Origin of the sequence: Salibacterium aidingense DSM 18341, assembly GCF_000429685.1 — a bacterium.
In the GTDB taxonomy this organism is placed as follows: domain Bacteria; phylum Bacillota; class Bacilli; order Bacillales; family Marinococcaceae; genus Salibacterium; species Salibacterium aidingense.
In genome coordinates this window covers 31,069-47,981 of sequence record NZ_AUCI01000025.1, presented here as the reverse complement: position 1 = coordinate 47,981, position 16,913 = coordinate 31,069, and the positions used below count along the sequence as shown (strand labels likewise).

20 protein-coding genes are annotated in these 16,913 nt (G+C 45.7%); 12 read left to right on the top strand and 8 right to left on the bottom strand.

The features are described from left to right. Positions 1–236: transposase (locus G475_RS0118545; protein WP_026702556.1), on the bottom strand; the 236-nt coding region annotated here is incomplete at its 3' end. A gap of 353 nt (positions 237–589) precedes the next feature. Further along, complete coding sequence (locus G475_RS0118540; RefSeq protein WP_026702555.1) at positions 590–1,090, bottom strand: hypothetical protein; 501 nt, start codon at positions 1,088–1,090, stop codon at positions 590–592. Positions 1,091–1,477: 387 nt separating this feature from the next. Here G475_RS0118540 and G475_RS0118535 point away from each other — a divergent pair, with 387 nt between their 5' ends. The 7 genes from G475_RS0118535 to hxlB all read left to right on the top strand — a co-directional run bounded on the left by G475_RS0118535 (position 1,478) and on the right by hxlB (position 7,592). Further along, positions 1,478–2,488 (top strand): LacI family DNA-binding transcriptional regulator, encoded by a 1,011-nt coding sequence (locus G475_RS0118535; RefSeq protein WP_026702554.1) that lies wholly within the window; start codon positions 1,478–1,480, stop codon positions 2,486–2,488. Positions 2,489–2,501: 13 nt separating this feature from the next. Continuing rightward, a complete protein-coding gene (locus G475_RS0118530; RefSeq protein ID WP_051302695.1) occupies positions 2,502–3,542 on the top strand; it encodes a TRAP transporter substrate-binding protein in 1,041 nt (346 codons plus the stop codon). A gap of 94 nt (positions 3,543–3,636) precedes the next feature. Beyond that, on the top strand, positions 3,637–4,131 hold the full coding sequence (locus G475_RS0118525; protein WP_026702552.1) for a TRAP transporter small permease: 495 nt from the start codon (positions 3,637–3,639) through the stop codon (positions 4,129–4,131). Then, positions 4,128–5,408, top strand: a complete 1,281-nt coding sequence (locus G475_RS0118520) for a TRAP transporter large permease (RefSeq protein WP_026702551.1) — start codon at positions 4,128–4,130, stop codon at positions 5,406–5,408. Before G475_RS0118525 ends, G475_RS0118520 begins: the two co-directional genes overlap by 4 nt. 37 nt (positions 5,409–5,445) lie before the next feature. After that, positions 5,446–6,396, top strand: a complete 951-nt coding sequence (locus G475_RS0118515; RefSeq protein WP_026702550.1) for a sugar kinase — start codon at positions 5,446–5,448, stop codon at positions 6,394–6,396. Positions 6,397–6,408: 12 nt separating this feature from the next. Then, positions 6,409–7,032 (top strand): 3-hexulose-6-phosphate synthase, encoded by a 624-nt coding sequence (hxlA, locus tag G475_RS0118510; RefSeq protein WP_026702549.1) that lies wholly within the window; start codon positions 6,409–6,411, stop codon positions 7,030–7,032. Continuing rightward, positions 7,029–7,592 carry a 6-phospho-3-hexuloisomerase gene (gene hxlB, locus G475_RS0118505; RefSeq protein ID WP_026702548.1) on the top strand — a complete coding sequence of 188 codons (564 nt, stop codon included), beginning with the start codon at positions 7,029–7,031 and terminating at the stop codon, positions 7,590–7,592. The genes hxlA and hxlB overlap by 4 nt, the downstream gene beginning before the upstream one ends. A gap of 321 nt (positions 7,593–7,913) precedes the next feature. Here the strand turns inward: hxlB and G475_RS27580 are convergent, their stop codons facing one another. From G475_RS27580 to G475_RS0118470, 6 genes are all read right to left on the bottom strand, one after another. After that, positions 7,914–8,168: a helix-turn-helix domain-containing protein gene (locus tag G475_RS27580; RefSeq protein ID WP_035711862.1), complete on the bottom strand. Its 255-nt coding sequence runs from the start codon at positions 8,166–8,168 to the stop codon at positions 7,914–7,916. A 4-nt stretch (positions 8,169–8,172) separates the two neighbouring features. Then, positions 8,173–8,349 carry a YvrJ family protein gene (locus tag G475_RS26920; RefSeq protein ID WP_233275814.1) on the bottom strand — a complete coding sequence of 59 codons (177 nt, stop codon included), beginning with the start codon at positions 8,347–8,349 and terminating at the stop codon, positions 8,173–8,175. Further along, positions 8,346–8,966 carry a sigma-70 family RNA polymerase sigma factor gene (locus G475_RS0118485; protein WP_026702547.1) on the bottom strand — a complete coding sequence of 207 codons (621 nt, stop codon included), beginning with the start codon at positions 8,964–8,966 and terminating at the stop codon, positions 8,346–8,348. Before G475_RS0118485 ends, G475_RS26920 begins: the two co-directional genes overlap by 4 nt. A gap of 194 nt (positions 8,967–9,160) precedes the next feature. Continuing rightward, positions 9,161–10,081 (bottom strand): DMT family transporter, encoded by a 921-nt coding sequence (locus G475_RS0118480; RefSeq protein WP_026702546.1) that lies wholly within the window; start codon positions 10,079–10,081, stop codon positions 9,161–9,163. Positions 10,082–10,185: 104 nt separating this feature from the next. Continuing rightward, a complete protein-coding gene (locus G475_RS0118475) occupies positions 10,186–10,917 on the bottom strand; it encodes a DUF6081 family protein (protein WP_026702545.1) in 732 nt (243 codons plus the stop codon). Between the two features lie 12 nt (positions 10,918–10,929). Continuing rightward, positions 10,930–11,853, bottom strand: a complete 924-nt coding sequence (locus tag G475_RS0118470) for a prenyltransferase (RefSeq protein ID WP_026702544.1) — start codon at positions 11,851–11,853, stop codon at positions 10,930–10,932. 192 nt (positions 11,854–12,045) lie between these two features. Here G475_RS0118470 and G475_RS27370 point away from each other — a divergent pair, with 192 nt between their 5' ends. The 5 genes from G475_RS27370 to G475_RS0118435 all read left to right on the top strand — a co-directional run bounded on the left by G475_RS27370 (position 12,046) and on the right by G475_RS0118435 (position 16,911). Next, positions 12,046–12,189 (top strand): hypothetical protein, encoded by a 144-nt coding sequence (locus tag G475_RS27370; protein WP_156911790.1) that lies wholly within the window; start codon positions 12,046–12,048, stop codon positions 12,187–12,189. Between the two features lie 417 nt (positions 12,190–12,606). Continuing rightward, positions 12,607–12,903, top strand: a complete 297-nt coding sequence (locus G475_RS0118455) for a metal-sensitive transcriptional regulator (RefSeq protein WP_026702543.1) — start codon at positions 12,607–12,609, stop codon at positions 12,901–12,903. A 75-nt stretch (positions 12,904–12,978) separates the two neighbouring features. After that, the gene (copZ, locus tag G475_RS0118450; protein WP_026702542.1) at positions 12,979–13,188 is read left to right on the top strand and encodes a copper chaperone CopZ; all 210 of its coding nucleotides are present in this window, start codon (positions 12,979–12,981) and stop codon (positions 13,186–13,188) included. Between the two features lie 38 nt (positions 13,189–13,226). Next, a complete protein-coding gene (locus G475_RS0118445) occupies positions 13,227–15,647 on the top strand; it encodes a heavy metal translocating P-type ATPase (protein WP_026702541.1) in 2,421 nt (806 codons plus the stop codon). Positions 15,648–15,978: 331 nt separating this feature from the next. Further along, positions 15,979–16,911 carry an ABC transporter substrate-binding protein gene (locus G475_RS0118435; protein ID WP_026702540.1) on the top strand — a complete coding sequence of 311 codons (933 nt, stop codon included), beginning with the start codon at positions 15,979–15,981 and terminating at the stop codon, positions 16,909–16,911. Positions 16,912–16,913 lie beyond the last annotated feature (2 nt).

Below are 16,913 nucleotides of genomic sequence, written 5' to 3'. Positions count from 1 at the left end.
GTCTGGAAGTGATTCTCCCGGTCTCTTGGAACCTGCAGATCCGAGATTCGCCCGTATTTCGTATCCAGGTTGCGGTTATAATACCCATTTTTTTGATACGTTTGTTCCGGATGCTCCACCTCAAAATATTGTTCCATTTCCTCTCTCATGATCATTTCCATTTTTTCTTTAACGAAAGGGCGTATCATATCATCCAGTTGATTTTCGATCCAATTCTGTCCTATACTATGACTCATAGGTAGGGTTCCTCCTTTTGATGAATTTTCGTGTTATTTCAAAGGGTACCCTACCTTTTTTTATGCTTTCAAGTCTTACACAAAATATTTTACGTCATCCTTCAGTCCCCTCATTCCTTACACAAAATATTTTACGTCATCCTTCAGTCCCCTCATTCGGCCATGTAACGGAACAGATGTCCGCAAGGCGCTCTTTCTGTATTATCCGCTTTGGCATGAGAGAAAAGCAGGAGTATGTGAAAGGACGGATTTTGGACGGTATTCTAAGGTCCGTTTTACTTAACAGAATAAAGCAGGATTGTCCTCAGCGTCAAAGCTGTAAAAATCCTGCTTTGTTATCGTGATGGCTTCCATTATATATTTAAATAATCAATATTCACTTCAATGATTTCTTCTACTTCATCCACGCCATATTCATCATCCACTTCTCCGGTAAAGGTCAGCTGAATACGATCTGCCTCCTCTGGAAACTCCACTCTATAATAATCCGTATTCTGTTCCTGTTCCCCCGGGGCCAGGGTGGTTTGAAGCATTTCTTCTGAGTTTGTTTCTTCTTCCGGCATTGTTACAGAATTTTCAAGAACTTCGCCGTTTTTATTCAGCACACATACTTTTATAAAATTTCGGCTGTGTGTCAGGGTAAGATCGGACGAAGGATTCGGATTTTCAATATAGGGGTGAAAATATACCGTATTTTCCTCCGGGTTTGTATATTTCAACCCAACTTCTACTCGTTCTGTCAACTGTTTATAGTCATGACTGAATGTAGGAGTAACGAAAAAATATACCACTGCAGCAGCAAACCCAATGATGAACAAAGGTACCAGCCATTTTAATAATTTATAGAAAAACATTGTTCCCAACACCTTTTTTAGAAAAATCCTAGTCTATTCAGCGTTCCAATATCTGTCTTTTTTTATTATAAAGCAGTGAAAAACAAGCGGGAAGGTAATTGTTAAACCGTTAAACAGTTTTAATATCACTGTCACAAGGGTGAAAAATAATTAATAATAAAGGAAAATTCTCTCTTCTTATAAGACGAGGGGAAATGAATTTTCGTTTCAGAAAATAAAAAAGTTTCACATGAAACATTTACCTGTTATTAAATGGAAATCAATTTTTTTAAAAGAAATCTAAAATAAAGGGTTGAAAAATGTATACGCTTTCTTTTACACTGAGGTCAAATTGGTTAGTAAAACGATTTACAAAAACGATTTACTGAATAGAAGGAGGGGGTCGTCATAAAAAAACCAACACTCCAGGATGTCGCGAAGCTCGCTTCGGTTTCTCAAAGTACTGTCTCCCAATTTCTGAACGGCCGCTACAAACATATGGGAAAGGACACAAAGAAAAGAATAGAAGAAGCAATTATTTCTTTGGAATATCAGCCAAATGCTGTGGCGAGGGGGTTAAAGCAGAAAAAAACAACGACCATCGGTATTATCGTGGCGAACATTTTACATCGATTTTCCACACAGGTGTCCCGGGGCATTGAAGATATCTGCCATCAATATGAATACCATACGATTATTTGTAATGCGGACGACGACCCGGAAAAGGAAAAAAAGTATGTAGACATGTTGAAAGCGAAGCAGGTAGACGGATTTATTATTATTCCTACCGGTTTAAATGAGGGACTGTATAAGGACCTGGTAAAAGAGCGGTATCCCTTAATCTTTTTGGACAGAAAAGTGGAAACGCTTTCGGTTCCGACGGTGACTCTGCGTAATGTAAAAGCCGGTTATGAAGCGACGCTGCATTTACTGGATCAAAATCATGAAAATATAGCATTTATCAGCTCTCCTCTTACCGTAAGTACAAGAAAAGAGCGGTATCAGGGCTATGTCAAAGCGTTAGAAGACAAAGGTGCCGGCATAAAGGAAAACTATGTATTCGGTGGTGATATGAACCATTTAAAGGATAAATTTTCGGCTATGCTGGAGGCAAAAGACCCGCCTACAGCTGTAATTTGCGGGAATGACAGAGTGCTGAAAAGCGTTCTGCCGGTTTTAAAACAGCAAAATATCTCGATGCCAGATGAACTGGCCCTTATCACGTTTGATGAGGTGGAGTTCTCAGAGTTCTTTACGCCGGCGATTACGACAGTGGAACAGCCTGCATATGAGATGGGAGAGAAAGCAGCAGACCTATTACTTCAGCGGATTAATGGAAAAGCAGAACAGGCTGTAGGAGAAACGCAGGAATTTGAACCGAAACTTAAAATACGTGAATCTTCTCTATATAAAAGATGAAGGAGGTAACATGATGAATACAAAGTGGTTGGCAGTATCCTTTTTAACAGTAAGTGTCCTGTTGTTTGGAGCATGCGGCAATGAAAACAGTAGCGGTGGATCAGAAGGAGAAGCAGAGGGCGGAAACGGCACAGAAGATCAGGTTAACTTAATTGCAGCGACACAGCTGGATTCTGAGAGTGCATTTGCTGCCGGCTTTGAGAAATTCAAAGAAGTAGTGGAAGAGGAAAGTGACGGATCCGTTACTGTAGAAGTGCATACGAATGGCGATTTGGGAGGAAATGAAGACGAGCTTGTACAGAATCTGGAAACTGGTTCTGTGGATTTAGTTGCCGCTGCACCGGGATTTATGGCGCAGTCCGTCCAGGAAGTAGACTTTTTCTCCATGCCTTATCTCTTTGAAAGCAGAGACCACTGGGAGTCCGTTATTGATGGAGAGGTGGGGGATACCTTAACGAACGAAATTGAAAGTAACACCAGTTTTGATGTGTTGGGCTACTGGACAGCGGGAGTCCGGAATTATTATGGGGCAGAACCCATTGAAACCCCATCGGATCTGGACGGCATGTCCCTGCGTACACAAGATTCCCCTGTAGTCACTAATACATGGGAGGCTCTCGGGGCACAGCCCACCAGCGTAGCATGGGACGAAATGTATCAGGCTCTGCAGAACAATGTGGTGGATGCGGCAGAAAATGATTTCACTAATATCTATTTAGCTAGTCATCATGAAGTGGCAAGCAATATATCATTAACGCAGCATGATTATACCACCCGTCTTTTCTTTACGTCTGACCAGGTGATGGATCAATTAAGTGAATCCCAGCAGGAAGCAGTCATGACAGCGGCGGAAGAAGCTACGCAGACAGAACGGGAAACGGATCAGGAACTGGCGGAAGAATCGAAAGCAGCGATGGAGGAAGCGGGAGTAGAGATTAATGAAGTAGAACAGGAAGCGTTTTTTGAACAAACCGAGGAGGTCCGGGAAAACGCTGCGGAATCTCTTGATCTGGTAGAAGAATATGAACAAGTCGTGGAAATGAAAGAGAACTAGGCGGAAGTGGAAATGGGAAAAGGCGGATTGCGATGGATTGCCTTTTCCCTTATGTTTCTCTTTAGAAATGAAGGCAGGTAGGAGGGTGAAAAACGTGTTGAAGATTGTTTCCCTGGTAGAAGGGCTATATTTACGATTGGCTGCCTTATTTTTCTTCCTTTTTTTTGCGTGTGTCACGATGCAGGTGGCATCCCGATATATTCCCGGTATTGAAGTACTGTGGGCTTCTGAAATAGCGACCTACGCTTTTATCTGGATGGTATTTTTGGGCACGGCCGTCATGGTCCGGGAAAAAGGGCATTTTACGGTAGAATTGTTGATCGATAACATGAAAGGGCTGCCCCTTGTGATGGTTCAATCCTTGATTCATGTTCTGATAATAGGTTTTGGAATCGTCATGATCACCGATGGATACACGTTAACCACACAATTTTGGGGATGGACGCTGAATAACCTTCCGCAGGTAAGGCAGGGGTATACATGGCTCGCCATCCCAGCTGCTGGAGTAAGTGTTATCCTTTTTGCTCTTCAAAATTGGCTGGAGGACATTCAGGCGTATCGGAAAAACAAGAAGGAGGAACCATCATGACCGGCTTATTTTTGGTTTTATTATTTTTCGGGTTAATGTTCCTAGGTGTTCCCATAGCATTTGTGATTGGCATTGTCAGCTATATAGGTTTTTTTCTGTTGGATGCCATTCCCCTTCAAGCTGTAGTCCAGCAAATGTTTTCCGGACTGGAATCTTTTATTCTGCTCGCTGTACCGCTCTTTATCTTTGCAGCTAATATTATGAACCGCGGGGAAATTTCTGAGAAGCTCGTTCAGTTTGCCGTAGCCCTTGTCGGCCACATAAGAGGCGGGCTGGCTCATGCCAATATCGTGGTTTCCATGTTTTTCGGGGGAATCTCCGGAGCTTCTACAGCCGACACAGCCGGTATCGGGAAAATTATGATTCCCAGCATGCATAAGGAAAACTATCATAAAGAAACCGCTGCAGCGGTAACAGCAGCTTCCTCTACGATGGGGATGATCATCCCCCCGAGTATTCCGATGGTCATCTATGGGAGCCTGGCCGGAGTGTCTGTAGGAAAGATGTTCTTAGGAGGCATTATACCAGGAGCAGCTATTGCCCTTGGGCTGATGGCCTTAGTCGGGGTTATTTCCCATCGCCGGAATTATCCAAAATACCAGCGTTTGAAAGTAAAAGAGGTTTTGGTAAAGGGTCTTCAGAGTATTCCACCTCTTCTCACCCCATTTATTATACTGGGAGGTATTGTTGGAGGCATTGTGACACCGACAGAAGCAGCCGTTTTGGCCTGTCTGTATGCCTTTGTTCTCTCTTTTTTTATTTACCGAACTATTTCATTGAAAGAGATTCCAGGCATTGTCTACGATACTTTGAAATTGAGTTCCCTTACTCTGTTCGCCCTTGCAACGGCTACATCGCTCGGACGACTGATCAGTTATTATAGTGTACCAAGAACGATTGAAAACTTTTTTGCCAATGCGCTGCCGTTCGACTGGATGTTTGTCATTGCTGTTATATTGCTGTTTCTACTCGTAGGAATGTTTATGGATACGATTCCTTCCATTGTTTTATTCGTCCCGATTGTCCTGCCTACAGCGACGCAGTTAGGGATGGACCCGATACATTTTGGCTTAATTGTCATGATGTGTCTGGCTGTTGGATTAGTAACACCACCGTATGGATTGTGTCTGCTGCTGGCCAGTAAAATAGCTGAAATTTCCATTGGACGCTCGTTTTACGCCACCATTCCGTATATTACGGTGATTCTCCTTGTTATAGGCATCATTGCCTTTATCCCGGAGATTGCAATGTGGCTCCCTGAGTCATTTAATTTGTAGAAAATGTTGTAATGATAAAAATAAGGATGGATCAATCATGCTCGATGTTATTTCAATTGGTGATGGAATGATAACAATGAACCCGAAATCCAAAGGCCCTCTCATGTTCTCTCATGAATTTGAAAGAAAAATAGGAGGGGCCGAATTAAATCTTGCCATCGGCTGTGCACGACTCGGACTGCGGTCTGGCTGGATCAGCCGTCTGGGAAACGATGGATTCGGACAGTATGTGTTGAACTATATGAGGGGTGAAGGAGTCGATCTTTCTCATACAAAATTACTGGAAAACTACCGTACTCCATTAAATGTAAAAGAGATTATGGAGGATGGCTCTGGCAGCACCTTTTATTATCGATTCCCTTCCCCGACAGAAGCTATCACGGCAGATGATATGCAGGAAAGTTATATTAAACAGGCTCGAGTCTTATATATCAGCGGGGTTTTTTTATCCCTGGCTCCAAAGAATCCTAGTATTATCAGGCGGGCTATTGAACTGGCTAAAAAGCACAATGTCCTGATCGCGCTGGACCCCAATATCCGTTTGAAACTGTGGAGGGAAGAAGAAGGAAGAGACACACTGCTTTCCATTCTTCCGGAAGTGGATATCATCATGAGTGGAAAAGAAGAGGCAGATCTGTTATTTGGGGAACAGTCTGATGAAGAGCATCTTCAAACGTTTCAGCAATACGGTATTTCCTATATCGCCTTGAAAAAAGGCGGAAACGGAGCCACCGGACTCTTCCCGGCAGAGCCGGTTACTCATGTGGAAGCTGAGTCAGTGAAGGTGGTGGACACCGTCGGAGCAGGTGACGGATTTGATGCTGGATTGTTATATTCCCTCCTGAAGGGTTTTGACGTAGAACACTCCCTGCGGTTTGCGAACACGGTAGGGGCTCTCGTAGTAGGAGTATCCGGGGACAATGAGGGGCTCCCCTATCTGGAGGCAGTCGAGACCGCCATGGGCGAACGAAAACATATTGAAAGATAGAGGATGATCAGCATGAAACTTCAATTAGCATTAGACCGTTTATCCAGAAATGAATGTTTTTCTTTGATGGAACAGGTGGAAAAACAGATGGACTGGATTGAAATGGGAACAGGAGTTATCAAGGAATACGGTATGCAGATCGTACGGGATATGAAGGAAGCCTACCCGGAAAAAACAATTGTGGCAGATATGAAAACCTGTGACGCGGCTGCTTCAGAGACAAGGCAGGCCCTGGATGCGGGAGCGGATATTACGACAGTGATGGCTTTTTCAGCTGATGCAGCGATCACCGCAGCTCTGGAGGAAGCTTCGGTCTCTGATAAAAAAGTGATGGTCGATTTGCTGGGAGTGAACGATTCCCGACGATTATCGGAGCTGGATGGTCTTGGCGCAGATCTTGTTTCTCTGCATATCGGCAAGGACATGCAAACAGAAGGCGGCGTCTCGGGGGAACATTTTTCCGTACTACAGGATTATTCCCACTGGGACGTGGCTGTCGCCGGCGGAATTAATGAAAAGACCATACCGGACCTTCTTCCATATCGCCCGGACGTATTTATTATCGGCGGAGCGATTACCAAGGCGGATCAGCCGGGAGAAGCTGCAGAAAATATAAAAAGGCTGGTGAAAGAATGAACTCCTTCTCGTCTATTTTGGACAAGGTAAGCACCGAAATACAGACTGTCTTAGGAAATATTAATACGGAGCAGTTGTCTTCTGCAGCAGAGAAGCTCAATAATAATGGAAGAATTTTTGTTCTGGGCGAAGGCCGTTCGGGCCTGGCTGGAAAAATGTTTGCCATGCGGCTGATGCATGGCGGATACGAGGTATACGTCGTTGGAGAAACGATTACTCCGAGTATTCAACAAGGAGACACGTTGATTGTTCTGTCGGGATCAGGAAAAACAGCCGGCTTGTTAAATGCTGCGGAGAAAGCGAAAGAAACGGGCGCCTATGTCCTGCTTTTTTCGACGGATCCTGCATCTCCATTAGCCCAGGTCAGTAACGAGACGATAAAAATCCCCGCCGCTACCAAATACAGAAAAAAAGAAGAACCAGATACGATACAGCCGCTTGGAAATCAATTTGACCAAAGCCTGCATCTGCTGCTGGATGCTTTTGTCATTTATGCCCAGGAACAGACGGGGACAGAAACAAATAACGATTATTTCGCCAGGCACTCCAATCTTGAATAAAGGCTGCCAACGACCGTTGAGTAACCCGCTTTTCCTCTGTTCTAAGACATCTGGCTGAGCTTTGATAATCCATTTGGCGCAGAGAAATATTTTTCGCCAGGTTTCGAGTGATATAACAAGCTGAGCCCCATACGGACATTTATTCCGTTAAATGGCAGAATGACTGGTCCGTGGCATTTTTTCGGACATTTATTCCGCTATCCGGGCTCCAGGCCCCTTTTTTCACGATGGAAAAGGGAAATAACGGCACAAATGTCCCTTTCCGCCTTCAAAAGAGAAAAAATCTAAGCAATAACGGAATAAATGTCCGCACACCGGGAACTAAGTCCGCTTCGATACTCGATCCCCGGTTTGGATTTTTTCGCAGAATTCAAAAAACCCGGGGACGCTTTCCATTTGAAACGCGTGAATGCTTTCGATACAGGATAATCTCAGCTCCTGGCGTAAATCTTCTCTGTCCTGTGGATTCGTCTGTTTGAGGGATTGCTGAATAAACGGTTCGAATTGCTCTACAATCTGAAATACAGCATCTTCATTGTGCTGTTTGGCCAGTGTAATCAGTTCCATGGTAATCATTAGGTTAGTCCTCCTTATCGTAAAAATGGCGGTGGGCTCGTTCTGCATTTCGATGAAACGCTTTTTCCATCTGTTCCAATCTTTTTTCAAACCGGAACAGCAGATAAAAAGTAATGACGATCGGAAATCCAAAATTGGCAAGCACCTGAACAAATCCAGCGGCATTCATGACATTCATCATTCGCATTCTCCCCTTTTCAGGTACGTTCTTAATTTATCCAGTGCAGCTTGTCTTGTTTTATAAACCGCCTGCTGCGAAACATGCCATTCTTTTGCTATTTCGGTGTCAGACCAGCCTTCTTTATATTTTTTTTGCAAAATCGCTTCCTGGTGATGGGTCAAATGATTAAAAGCCATATATAAAGAGGGGTGGGTAATAGAATGTCTTAAATCCAGGCTTTGTTCCAGCATATCTTCTTCCATATGAAGGGTATCCATCGAAACGATAGAATCCCTTCTTGAGCCGGCCTGTTCCCCTCCGGCGGGCTGGTCTAATATTAACGGCTGCCGGAAAGTCGTTTGCTGCTTTTTTTGGTCATAACGGACAGCGCGCCAATGCAGGGTTTTTATGATATAGGACGTTAATTTGGCTTCACCGTAAAAGGAATAAAAGGCTTGGTTTAACAACTCCCTGTTCTTTTTCGTTGGTGTACACACTGCGGCCGCAAGTAATGAGCGGCGGTGCGGGTCTTTGATGAATCGGCGGATCACAGAATGTTCCCATAATGAAGGATGGTCTTCCATAAACTGATCAAGCTGTCGGCAGCGTCCGCGCAATTCGGAAAGTTCTTTTTCCAAACATAAGACCCTCCTTTCGATCATTCTTATTATCAAAAGACAAAAGCCCCCGGTGAAAAACAACCAGGAAATCGAACGTTTGTTCTTATATTAAACCAAAAAAAGCTGTGGGATGCAAAAGGATAGAAAAAAATACAATATTTTCATGGCATGGTCCTATGAGAAAAGAACGAGAAAAAGCTGACCAGGAAAGGTCAGCTTTTTAGAGACTCTGCAGCATCGGCAGGTTTTTGAGATCGTTCTTTTTCCCGTTCGGAAATTACAAATATCGAAGCAAGCACAAGCAGGATCCCAAGAATCTGCCACCCGCCAAGAACGTCGCCAAAAACAGTGACACCAATGATAATGGCAACAACCGGTTCGATCGTGGTCAAAATAGAGGCACGACTTGATTCAATATATGTCAGCCCGCTTGTGTATAAGATATAGCCAAGCACGGTCGGCACAAACGCAAGGCCCACAGCATAAAGAATGACTGCCGGATCGGCGAACAACGGGAGCTGATGCATCAAACCGCCGGCAGGTATCATTAAACAGCTGGCGCAGATAAAGGAGTAGGCCGTGATGGTCAGCGGCGAATACCGGCGGCTGACATATTTTCCAAAAACGCTGTAAAGGGCATAGAAGAAACCTGAACCCAGTCCTGCCAGAATAACAAAGAAGGAGAGGCTGGTTTCAAAAGAGGGAAGCAGGCCGACGGTGAAGGCACAGCCGGTCATGGTTAGAAAAAGAGAAATCATTTTCCGATGTGTCAGCCACTCTCTAAAAAGAACACGGGAAAGAAGGGTGACAAATAAAGGGCCGGTGTATAAGAGAACCACGGCCAAAGATAAGGAAGCCTCCTCCATTACCGTGAAATAACACCAGTTAAAGAACACAATACTGATAATGCCGGTTCCGATAAAATAGGGGAGGTCTTTTATGTTTATTTTCAAGAGATGAGGGCGGCGAACAGCAAGAAAGCCAACGATTAATAAAGCGGAAAAAACAGCCCGTACCGCGACGGTCTGCCATGGAGTGAAGCCTGCGTGGTAAAGGGCCTGTACGAATAAGCCAATGAGGCCCCACATCGCTGCTCCCGCGGTAGCACATACATAAGCCTGCTGTCGTGACATCGTACCATCTTCCTTTTTCATCCTTTTTCTTCATTCATTTTCTCACAGAGGCAGAGAAAAAGAAACGCAAGAGAAAAACACTCCAAAAAGTGGAGTGTTTAAGATTATTCCTCTACGGTTACTTTTATGGGGGACCATTCGCCTGTGACGGTTTGGCCGTGAACGGATACGCTGCCTTCAGGGGTTAGGTCTTTTTCGGTCATAATGCCGAGAGCTACAGTGAATTGGTTGAATTTAAGGGGAACGTTTTCCTCCCGCCGTACTTCTTTCCCATTTACGCTGTAAATCACTTCATCGTTCCCGCGGTTATACGTAATCCTGTAGGTGTTAAAGGCCTGCTCTTCAAAATGGGCGGTGTCTTCCTTGAAAATACAAAAGTATTTGGTCTGACTGGTTTCCGGAACTTCTACATTTGGAAACGGAAGGACGCCGTAGACGGAGGAATACTGATCATTTGAAGCAAAGAAATCGAGCGCAGCTCCGGTCGTGAAATCAAGCAGGTTGACCGATACATAGCCGTCATACAAATCGCCGGGGACGGTGTCCTGGGTGCGGGCCCGGATCTGAAATTCAAAGCTGACTTCTCCGTTTTCGGGAACCTCTATTGGCTCTTTTGAATAGTACATATGTTTTGCATTGTCGAGTATTTGAATTTGGTCATGCTTTCGGCTGAGCGGGGCCCGGACATACAGCATTCCATTGCGCACAATAACGACGGCTTCCGGCTCTCTATATGTCCAGAAGGAACCGTCGGGCAGAGGAAAGCCGCCAATCTGCCACGGCCCTCCTTCCGAAAGAATCGTATCAAAATCACCAAGAGTTATTTCTTTTCCCATGTCTCTGCCTCCTTATTGTAAAAATCCATGAATGATTAAACAGATGATCTGCAGGCCGCCGCACCGGGTGGATGCTTTTAAGGCAGCCCCCATAAACGGCGGATAAGCGTCCGGTGGATTGGTTTCTTCCAATGTCCGAAGCATTTGGATTAATGGAATAAAACCGGCCAGACTGATGAGTCCGTACCACGGCAGGGCCTGTATAAGTATGCACAGAATAACGGCTGCAAACGCCAAAATGGTCAGCCATTTTGCAAGGATCAGGCCCTTTTTTTCTCCAAGCACAACAACAAGTGTTCGTTTCCCTGCCGCCTCATCGGCGCGGGGATGGAGAAAGTGGTGATTATACAATACCAGGGTGGTTAAAATTCCGACAGGAAAGGATAATACGAACGCCCGGATATCGAATGTCCCGGTCTGGACATAATAGGACCCCATTAATGGAAGTACCCCGAATGCCGCAAAAATCGCTGCTTCACTGTATCCTTTGCCACGGTATCCGAATTTAAGCGGAGGTGCTACGTAAAAATAGGCTATTAATCCGCCACTACCAGCAATAACAAGCACCGGCCAGCCCTTGAACCCTGTTATAATAACCCCGCAAAGTACGGCTGCAGCAAACAGCCCCCAGGTTACAGCAGCAAATGTCCTTTCAGAAAGTTGTCCGCTCGGCAGCAGCCTGGAATTAGTGGGGATGTCGGTTTCTACCTTTTCTGCTTCTTTATCTGCACCATTGCGGTAATCCCACAGATCATTAATCATATTGGAAAATAAGTGCGCCGAAATGGCTCCAATTAATGTGATGAGAAACCATCCTGGATAAAAGCTCCCCTTCCAGGCATAAGCGGCAGCTGCCCCTAAGAGTACCGGTACGATAATAACCGGAAGAGCAAAAGAACGCGTAGCCTTCATCCAGAACGATAATGTTGAGTTCACCACCAAGTCCCCCTTTCGTAGAAAATTGTCGAAAACTGTTCCACTTCCATCATTGTACGGAGCCAACACTATTTTATCAATGAAGGAGGGATGGGGAAGGAAATAATTACCTGTACGGAACTAGTTTTATGGTAAAAGAATGAAGGTATGGGTAATTGTCGGGCTGGATGAGAAAGAGGACTGAGAGGTTACATGAAATCAAAAGACGCACAAACATTTATTGAAACATTTAAAGATGAGGCATTGCGGGAGCAGCTGGAATGTATGATTGAAGCGGCGTACCGTAAAGGCTATGAAGAAGGGTACAATAAGGCAAAAGAAAAAGAAATGATGTAACGGCAGTAATCTCCCAGCTGCTGCCCAATCAGGAACGAAATCCATCCGCCCGATGAAAATGGAAGCTGTTCCGGCGGCTCTCCGTCCAGGAACAGCTTCTATCCACAGGATGTGCTCCCTGCCTGGAAAACGGTTGTTACGGCCCGCGGTGTGATATAATTAAGGATACAGTGACGGAAGGGAATTTGGTGAAAAAAACACCTGAGGGGGGTATCTGTTTGGCAGGAATACATACGTTTTTAACTGTTAGTCTTATTGGGTTTATAACGATAATGGCCGGCATCCTCTATAAAATGGTGCAAAAAGCTTCCCATTTTAATGATAAAAGATGAGCGTTCTTTCTTGATTTTTTTGAATTCTGTTATTAGAATTAAAAATACAGGGGATGGGTATAATAAATAATGAGGGGTGACGGGAATGGAAGAGCAGGTACATTCAGATAAGCGTACAGTGCAGCCAAATAAGCAGCAGATGCTCAACCGGTTAAAACGGATTGAAGGGCAGGTCCGCGGCGTTCACAATATGGTGGAGAATGACCGCTACTGCGTGGATATCCTGAATCAAATCGCGGCTATCCAATCTGCGGTGGATAAAGTTTCAATCAATTTAATGGAAGACCATACCCATCACTGTGTCTCCAATGCCATTAAGAGCGGAGAAGGAGAAGAATCCATCAATGAATTAATGGACGTAGTGAAACGGATGATAAAATAACAATTTTCATTCACGTTGTTTTTTTGATTTAAATATACAATACCAAGGTATAGTATAAAAAAGGAGGAATGAACCATGACAGCAGAAACACTGAATGTAAAAGGAATGTCTTGCGGCCATTGTGTGCAGGCGGTAGAAGGAAGTGTCGGCGGACTGAGAGGGGTATCGAATGTAAAGGTACACCTTGATCAGGGAAAAGTCGACGTCGAATATGATAAAGAGGTTACTTCCCATGAAGATATTGTAGAGGCGATTGATGATCAGGGCTATGATGTGGAAGAATAATTTCCCTGGGCCCCTGCTATGAAAGGAGGAAAAGGGAAATGAACAGACAAGCAGAAACGACGCTGCAGATATCAGGGATGACATGTGCAGCCTGTGCGAACCGGATTGAAAAAGGGTTGAACAAGATCGACGGCGTACAGGAAGCCAGCGTCAATCTGGCGATGGAACGTTCCAATGTAACGTACGATCCGGAACAGACCAATGCAGCGGAGTTTGAAGAAAAGATCAAAAAGCTCGGCTACCAGGTCGAGCATGATAAAGCGGAATTTGAAGTGGCCGGGATGACATGTGCGGCTTGTGCCGCCCGGGTGGAAAAAAGGCTGAATACACTTCCGGGTGTGACGGAAGCTAATGTCAATCTGGCGATGGAAACTGCTTCAGTTGAATATAACCCGGGGGCGGTATCTACGGAAGACATGTCCCGGGCCATAGATAAAATCGGCTATCAACTGCATGAAAAAACAGAGGACAGGGAGGGAGAAGACCACCGCGAAAAAGCCATCCGGAAGCAAACGGTAAAATTTATATCAGCCGCGGTTTTATCACTGCCGCTGTTATGGACGATGGTGACGCATTTTGAGTGGACCTCGTTTCTGTGGATGCCGGACGTTCTCATGAATCCGTGGGTACAATTTGCCCTCGCCACACCGGTACAGTTTGTTATCGGCTGGCAGTTTTATGAGGGTGCCTGGAAAGCGCTCCGTAATAAAAGTGCCAACATGGATGTGCTCGTGGCGATGGGGACATCGGCGGCATATTTTTACAGTATTTATTTGGGCTGGCAGTGGCTGAATAGCTCCCGGACTGGCATGCCGGAGCTTTATTTTGAAGCATCGGCGATCATTATTACCTTGATTCTGCTCGGAAAACTATTTGAAGCGCGGGCAAAAGGAAGAACATCACAGGCGATCCAAAAACTGCTCGGCATGCGTGCCAAGACAGCGGTAGTGTATCGTCAGGGTGAAGAAGTGGAAATTCCGGTCGAGCAGGTGCAGATTGGTGATACCGTCCTTGTGAAGCCGGGAGAAAAAATACCGGTCGACGGAGAGGTGCTGGAAGGCGCGTCCTCCGTGGATGAATCGATGCTGACCGGGGAGAGCATGCCCGTGGACAAGACGGCGGGGGATGATGTATTTGGTGCCACCATCAATAAAAACGGTGTGCTGCAGGTGAAAGCCTCCAAAGTCGGAAACGATACGGCGTTATCCCAAATCGTCAAAGTGGTGGAAGAGGCGCAAAGTTCCAAAGCCGCAGTCCAGCGCCTTGCCGATCGGGTTTCCGGCATCTTTGTCCCGGCGGTCATCGCGATTGCCCTGCTCACGTTTGTGGTTTGGATAACCCTGGTCCGTCCCGGAGATGTGGGCAGTGCACTAATTCCCACGATTTCTATTCTTGTGATTGCATGTCCTTGCGCGCTCGGGCTGGCCACCCCGACTTCTATCATGGCCGGATCAGGACGGGCCGCCGAAGCGGGAGTGCTGTTTAAAGGCGGCGAATACTTGGAAAATACGAAAAGCATTCAAACCGTAGTACTGGATAAGACCGGAACGGTAACGAAAGGGGAGCCAGAGCTCACCGATGTCGTGCCGGCATCCGGCTGGCAGGAGGACCATCTCCTGCAATATGCCGCGTCCGCAGAAAAAAATTCGGAGCATCCTCTGGCTCAGGCTGTAGTAAAAGGAGCAGAAGCTGGTACTATATCTCTACTTCATGCAGAAAATATGGAAGCTTTACCAGGAAGGGGGATTCAGGCGGTAGTTAACGAGCGGAAACTTCAGCTTGGCACAAGAAAAATGATGGACGAATCTGGTGTTAGCCGGGGAGAGGGAGCAGAAGAGGAGCTGCAGAAGCTTGAATCCGAAGGAAAAACAGTCATGCTTTGTGCTATAGATGGAAGCTATGCAGGGCTGATAGCGGTGGCGGATACGATAAAAGAAACGTCCAAACAGGCGGTAGAGCGGCTGCACCAATCTGGACTCGACGTGGTGCTGCTTACCGGGGATAACCAGCGGACCGCAAATGCAATTGCGGCCCAGGTCGGAATTGCTCGTGTTATCGCAGGGGTCCTCCCGGAGCAGAAAAGCGAAGAAATCCAAAAACTGCAGCAGGAAGGAAAGAAAACAGCGATGGTCGGCGACGGGATGAATGATGCCCCTGCGCTCGCCGCTGCCGATATCGGCATGGCGATCGGCACCGGCACCGATGTCGCCATTGAAGCCGCAGACATCACCTTAATGCGCGGTGACTTGAACAGTGTGGCCGATGCAGTCCTCATGAGCCGGACCACGATGAGAAATATCAAGCAGAATTTATTCTTTGCGTTTATTTATAACACGCTGGGAATCCCGATTGCCGCAGCCGGCCTGCTTGCCCCATGGGTTGCCGGTGCCGCAATGGCTTTCAGCTCTGTCTCTGTTGTTCTGAACGCCCTGCGCCTGCAGAAAATGAAAATATCGTAAGAAGGAGTCTTTAAACAAAGGCTCCTCTTTTTCTGTGCCCGGGAAGGATGATGGGACTCTCAGGATAAAGGACATTTTCGGTATCAAAATGTTCTTAATAGCAGAATGAGAGACAAAATCGGAACGAATTCAGCCAGGAATGTTCTTAATAGAAAGATACTGGACAACATTTTTTACTTGGAAGAAAATAATGTCTGTTTTCATGCCATGCAGCTTTATAATAAGAGAGAGATCCACTGAATTTGCTTTTTTCATTGCTTTCACGCCTTATCTCCGATATAATTTTCATGACATTAATAATCATTATCATTTAAAGCGGAGGTTCGTGAAAATGAGAAGAAGCAGCATATATATACTTTTTAGTTTTCTCCTTGCCGTGATGCTTCTGACTGCGTGCGGAGAAAGCTCCGGAGAAGAAGATCCTGATGAAAACGGAGGAGAAACACAAGAGACCCGTACATATACGGACAGCCTGGACCGGGAAGTGGAGATTCCGGAGAACCCGGAAGATGTGGTGGCGGTCAATTATTTCGGTGAACTGGCGGCGCTTGGCATCAAACCCGTCGGGGCCCTGGATTATGATTTAAATAAATACAGCGGCGAGTTAACAGAGGGGGTCGAAAGCGTAGGCTCTGAACAGTCGGATGTAGAAAAGATCATTTCCCTGGACCCCGATCTGATCATCGTCTCGGATTACCGGGAAGCGGAAGCGATTGAAAATATGCAGCAAATCGCTCCAACCGTAGCCCTCGAATTTGGAACTCCTGCGCTGGAGCAGCTGGAGAATGTAGCGGAAATTACTGGACGCGAAGAAGAACGGGAAACCTGGATGCAGGAATATGAACAAAAGGTAGAACAGGCGCGGGAAGACATGGACCCCTATATCGAAGAGGGAGAAACGGCAGCTGTCATGCAGTTCTATGAAAAGAACATTCACATGTTCCATACATCGGCGTTTCCGACCATTTATGATGCCGGTCAGTTTAAGCCGACAGAAAAAGCAGCAGAGATTTCCGATCCGGTTACACTGTCTGAAGAAGTGATCCCCGAATACAGCGCCGACCGAATTTTTGTTATGTTTTCCGGGAGGTCAGCTGAAGAAAATTATGAAGAACTGAAAGAAAAAGATATATGGAAGAACCTTCCTGCCGTTCAGAACGGCAAAGTTCATGTGGTGGACAATGACTATTGGAGTGAATACAATCCCATATTATTGGAAAGGCAGCTGGACGATCTAGTGAACAAAGTCACCGAGTCCGAATAATG

Excerpts from the sequence above, each read along its gene's own strand:
- hxlA (WP_026702549.1), top strand. The coding sequence starts at position 6,409 with ATGAAACTTCAATTAGCATTAGACCGTTTATCCAGAAATGAATGTTTT.
- hxlB (WP_026702548.1), top strand. The coding sequence starts at position 7,029 with ATGAACTCCTTCTCGTCTATTTTGGACAAGGTAAGCACCGAAATACAG.
- G475_RS26920 (WP_233275814.1), bottom strand. The coding sequence starts at position 8,349 with ATGATGAATGTCATGAATGCCGCTGGATTTGTTCAGGTGCTTGCCAAT.
- G475_RS0118445 (WP_026702541.1), top strand. The coding sequence starts at position 13,227 with ATGAACAGACAAGCAGAAACGACGCTGCAGATATCAGGGATGACATGT.
- G475_RS0118515 (WP_026702550.1), top strand. The coding sequence starts at position 5,446 with ATGCTCGATGTTATTTCAATTGGTGATGGAATGATAACAATGAACCCG.
- G475_RS27370 (WP_156911790.1), top strand. The coding sequence starts at position 12,046 with ATGAAATCAAAAGACGCACAAACATTTATTGAAACATTTAAAGATGAG.
- G475_RS0118435 (WP_026702540.1), top strand. The coding sequence starts at position 15,979 with ATGAGAAGAAGCAGCATATATATACTTTTTAGTTTTCTCCTTGCCGTG.
- G475_RS0118530 (WP_051302695.1), top strand. The coding sequence starts at position 2,502 with ATGAATACAAAGTGGTTGGCAGTATCCTTTTTAACAGTAAGTGTCCTG.
- G475_RS0118455 (WP_026702543.1), top strand. The coding sequence starts at position 12,607 with ATGGAAGAGCAGGTACATTCAGATAAGCGTACAGTGCAGCCAAATAAG.
- G475_RS0118540 (WP_026702555.1), bottom strand. The coding sequence starts at position 1,090 with ATGTTTTTCTATAAATTATTAAAATGGCTGGTACCTTTGTTCATCATT.
- G475_RS0118520 (WP_026702551.1), top strand. The coding sequence starts at position 4,128 with ATGACCGGCTTATTTTTGGTTTTATTATTTTTCGGGTTAATGTTCCTA.
- G475_RS0118480 (WP_026702546.1), bottom strand. The coding sequence starts at position 10,081 with ATGTCACGACAGCAGGCTTATGTATGTGCTACCGCGGGAGCAGCGATG.
- G475_RS27580 (WP_035711862.1), bottom strand. The coding sequence starts at position 8,168 with ATGATTACCATGGAACTGATTACACTGGCCAAACAGCACAATGAAGAT.
- G475_RS0118475 (WP_026702545.1), bottom strand. The coding sequence starts at position 10,917 with ATGGGAAAAGAAATAACTCTTGGTGATTTTGATACGATTCTTTCGGAA.
- copZ (WP_026702542.1), top strand. The coding sequence starts at position 12,979 with ATGACAGCAGAAACACTGAATGTAAAAGGAATGTCTTGCGGCCATTGT.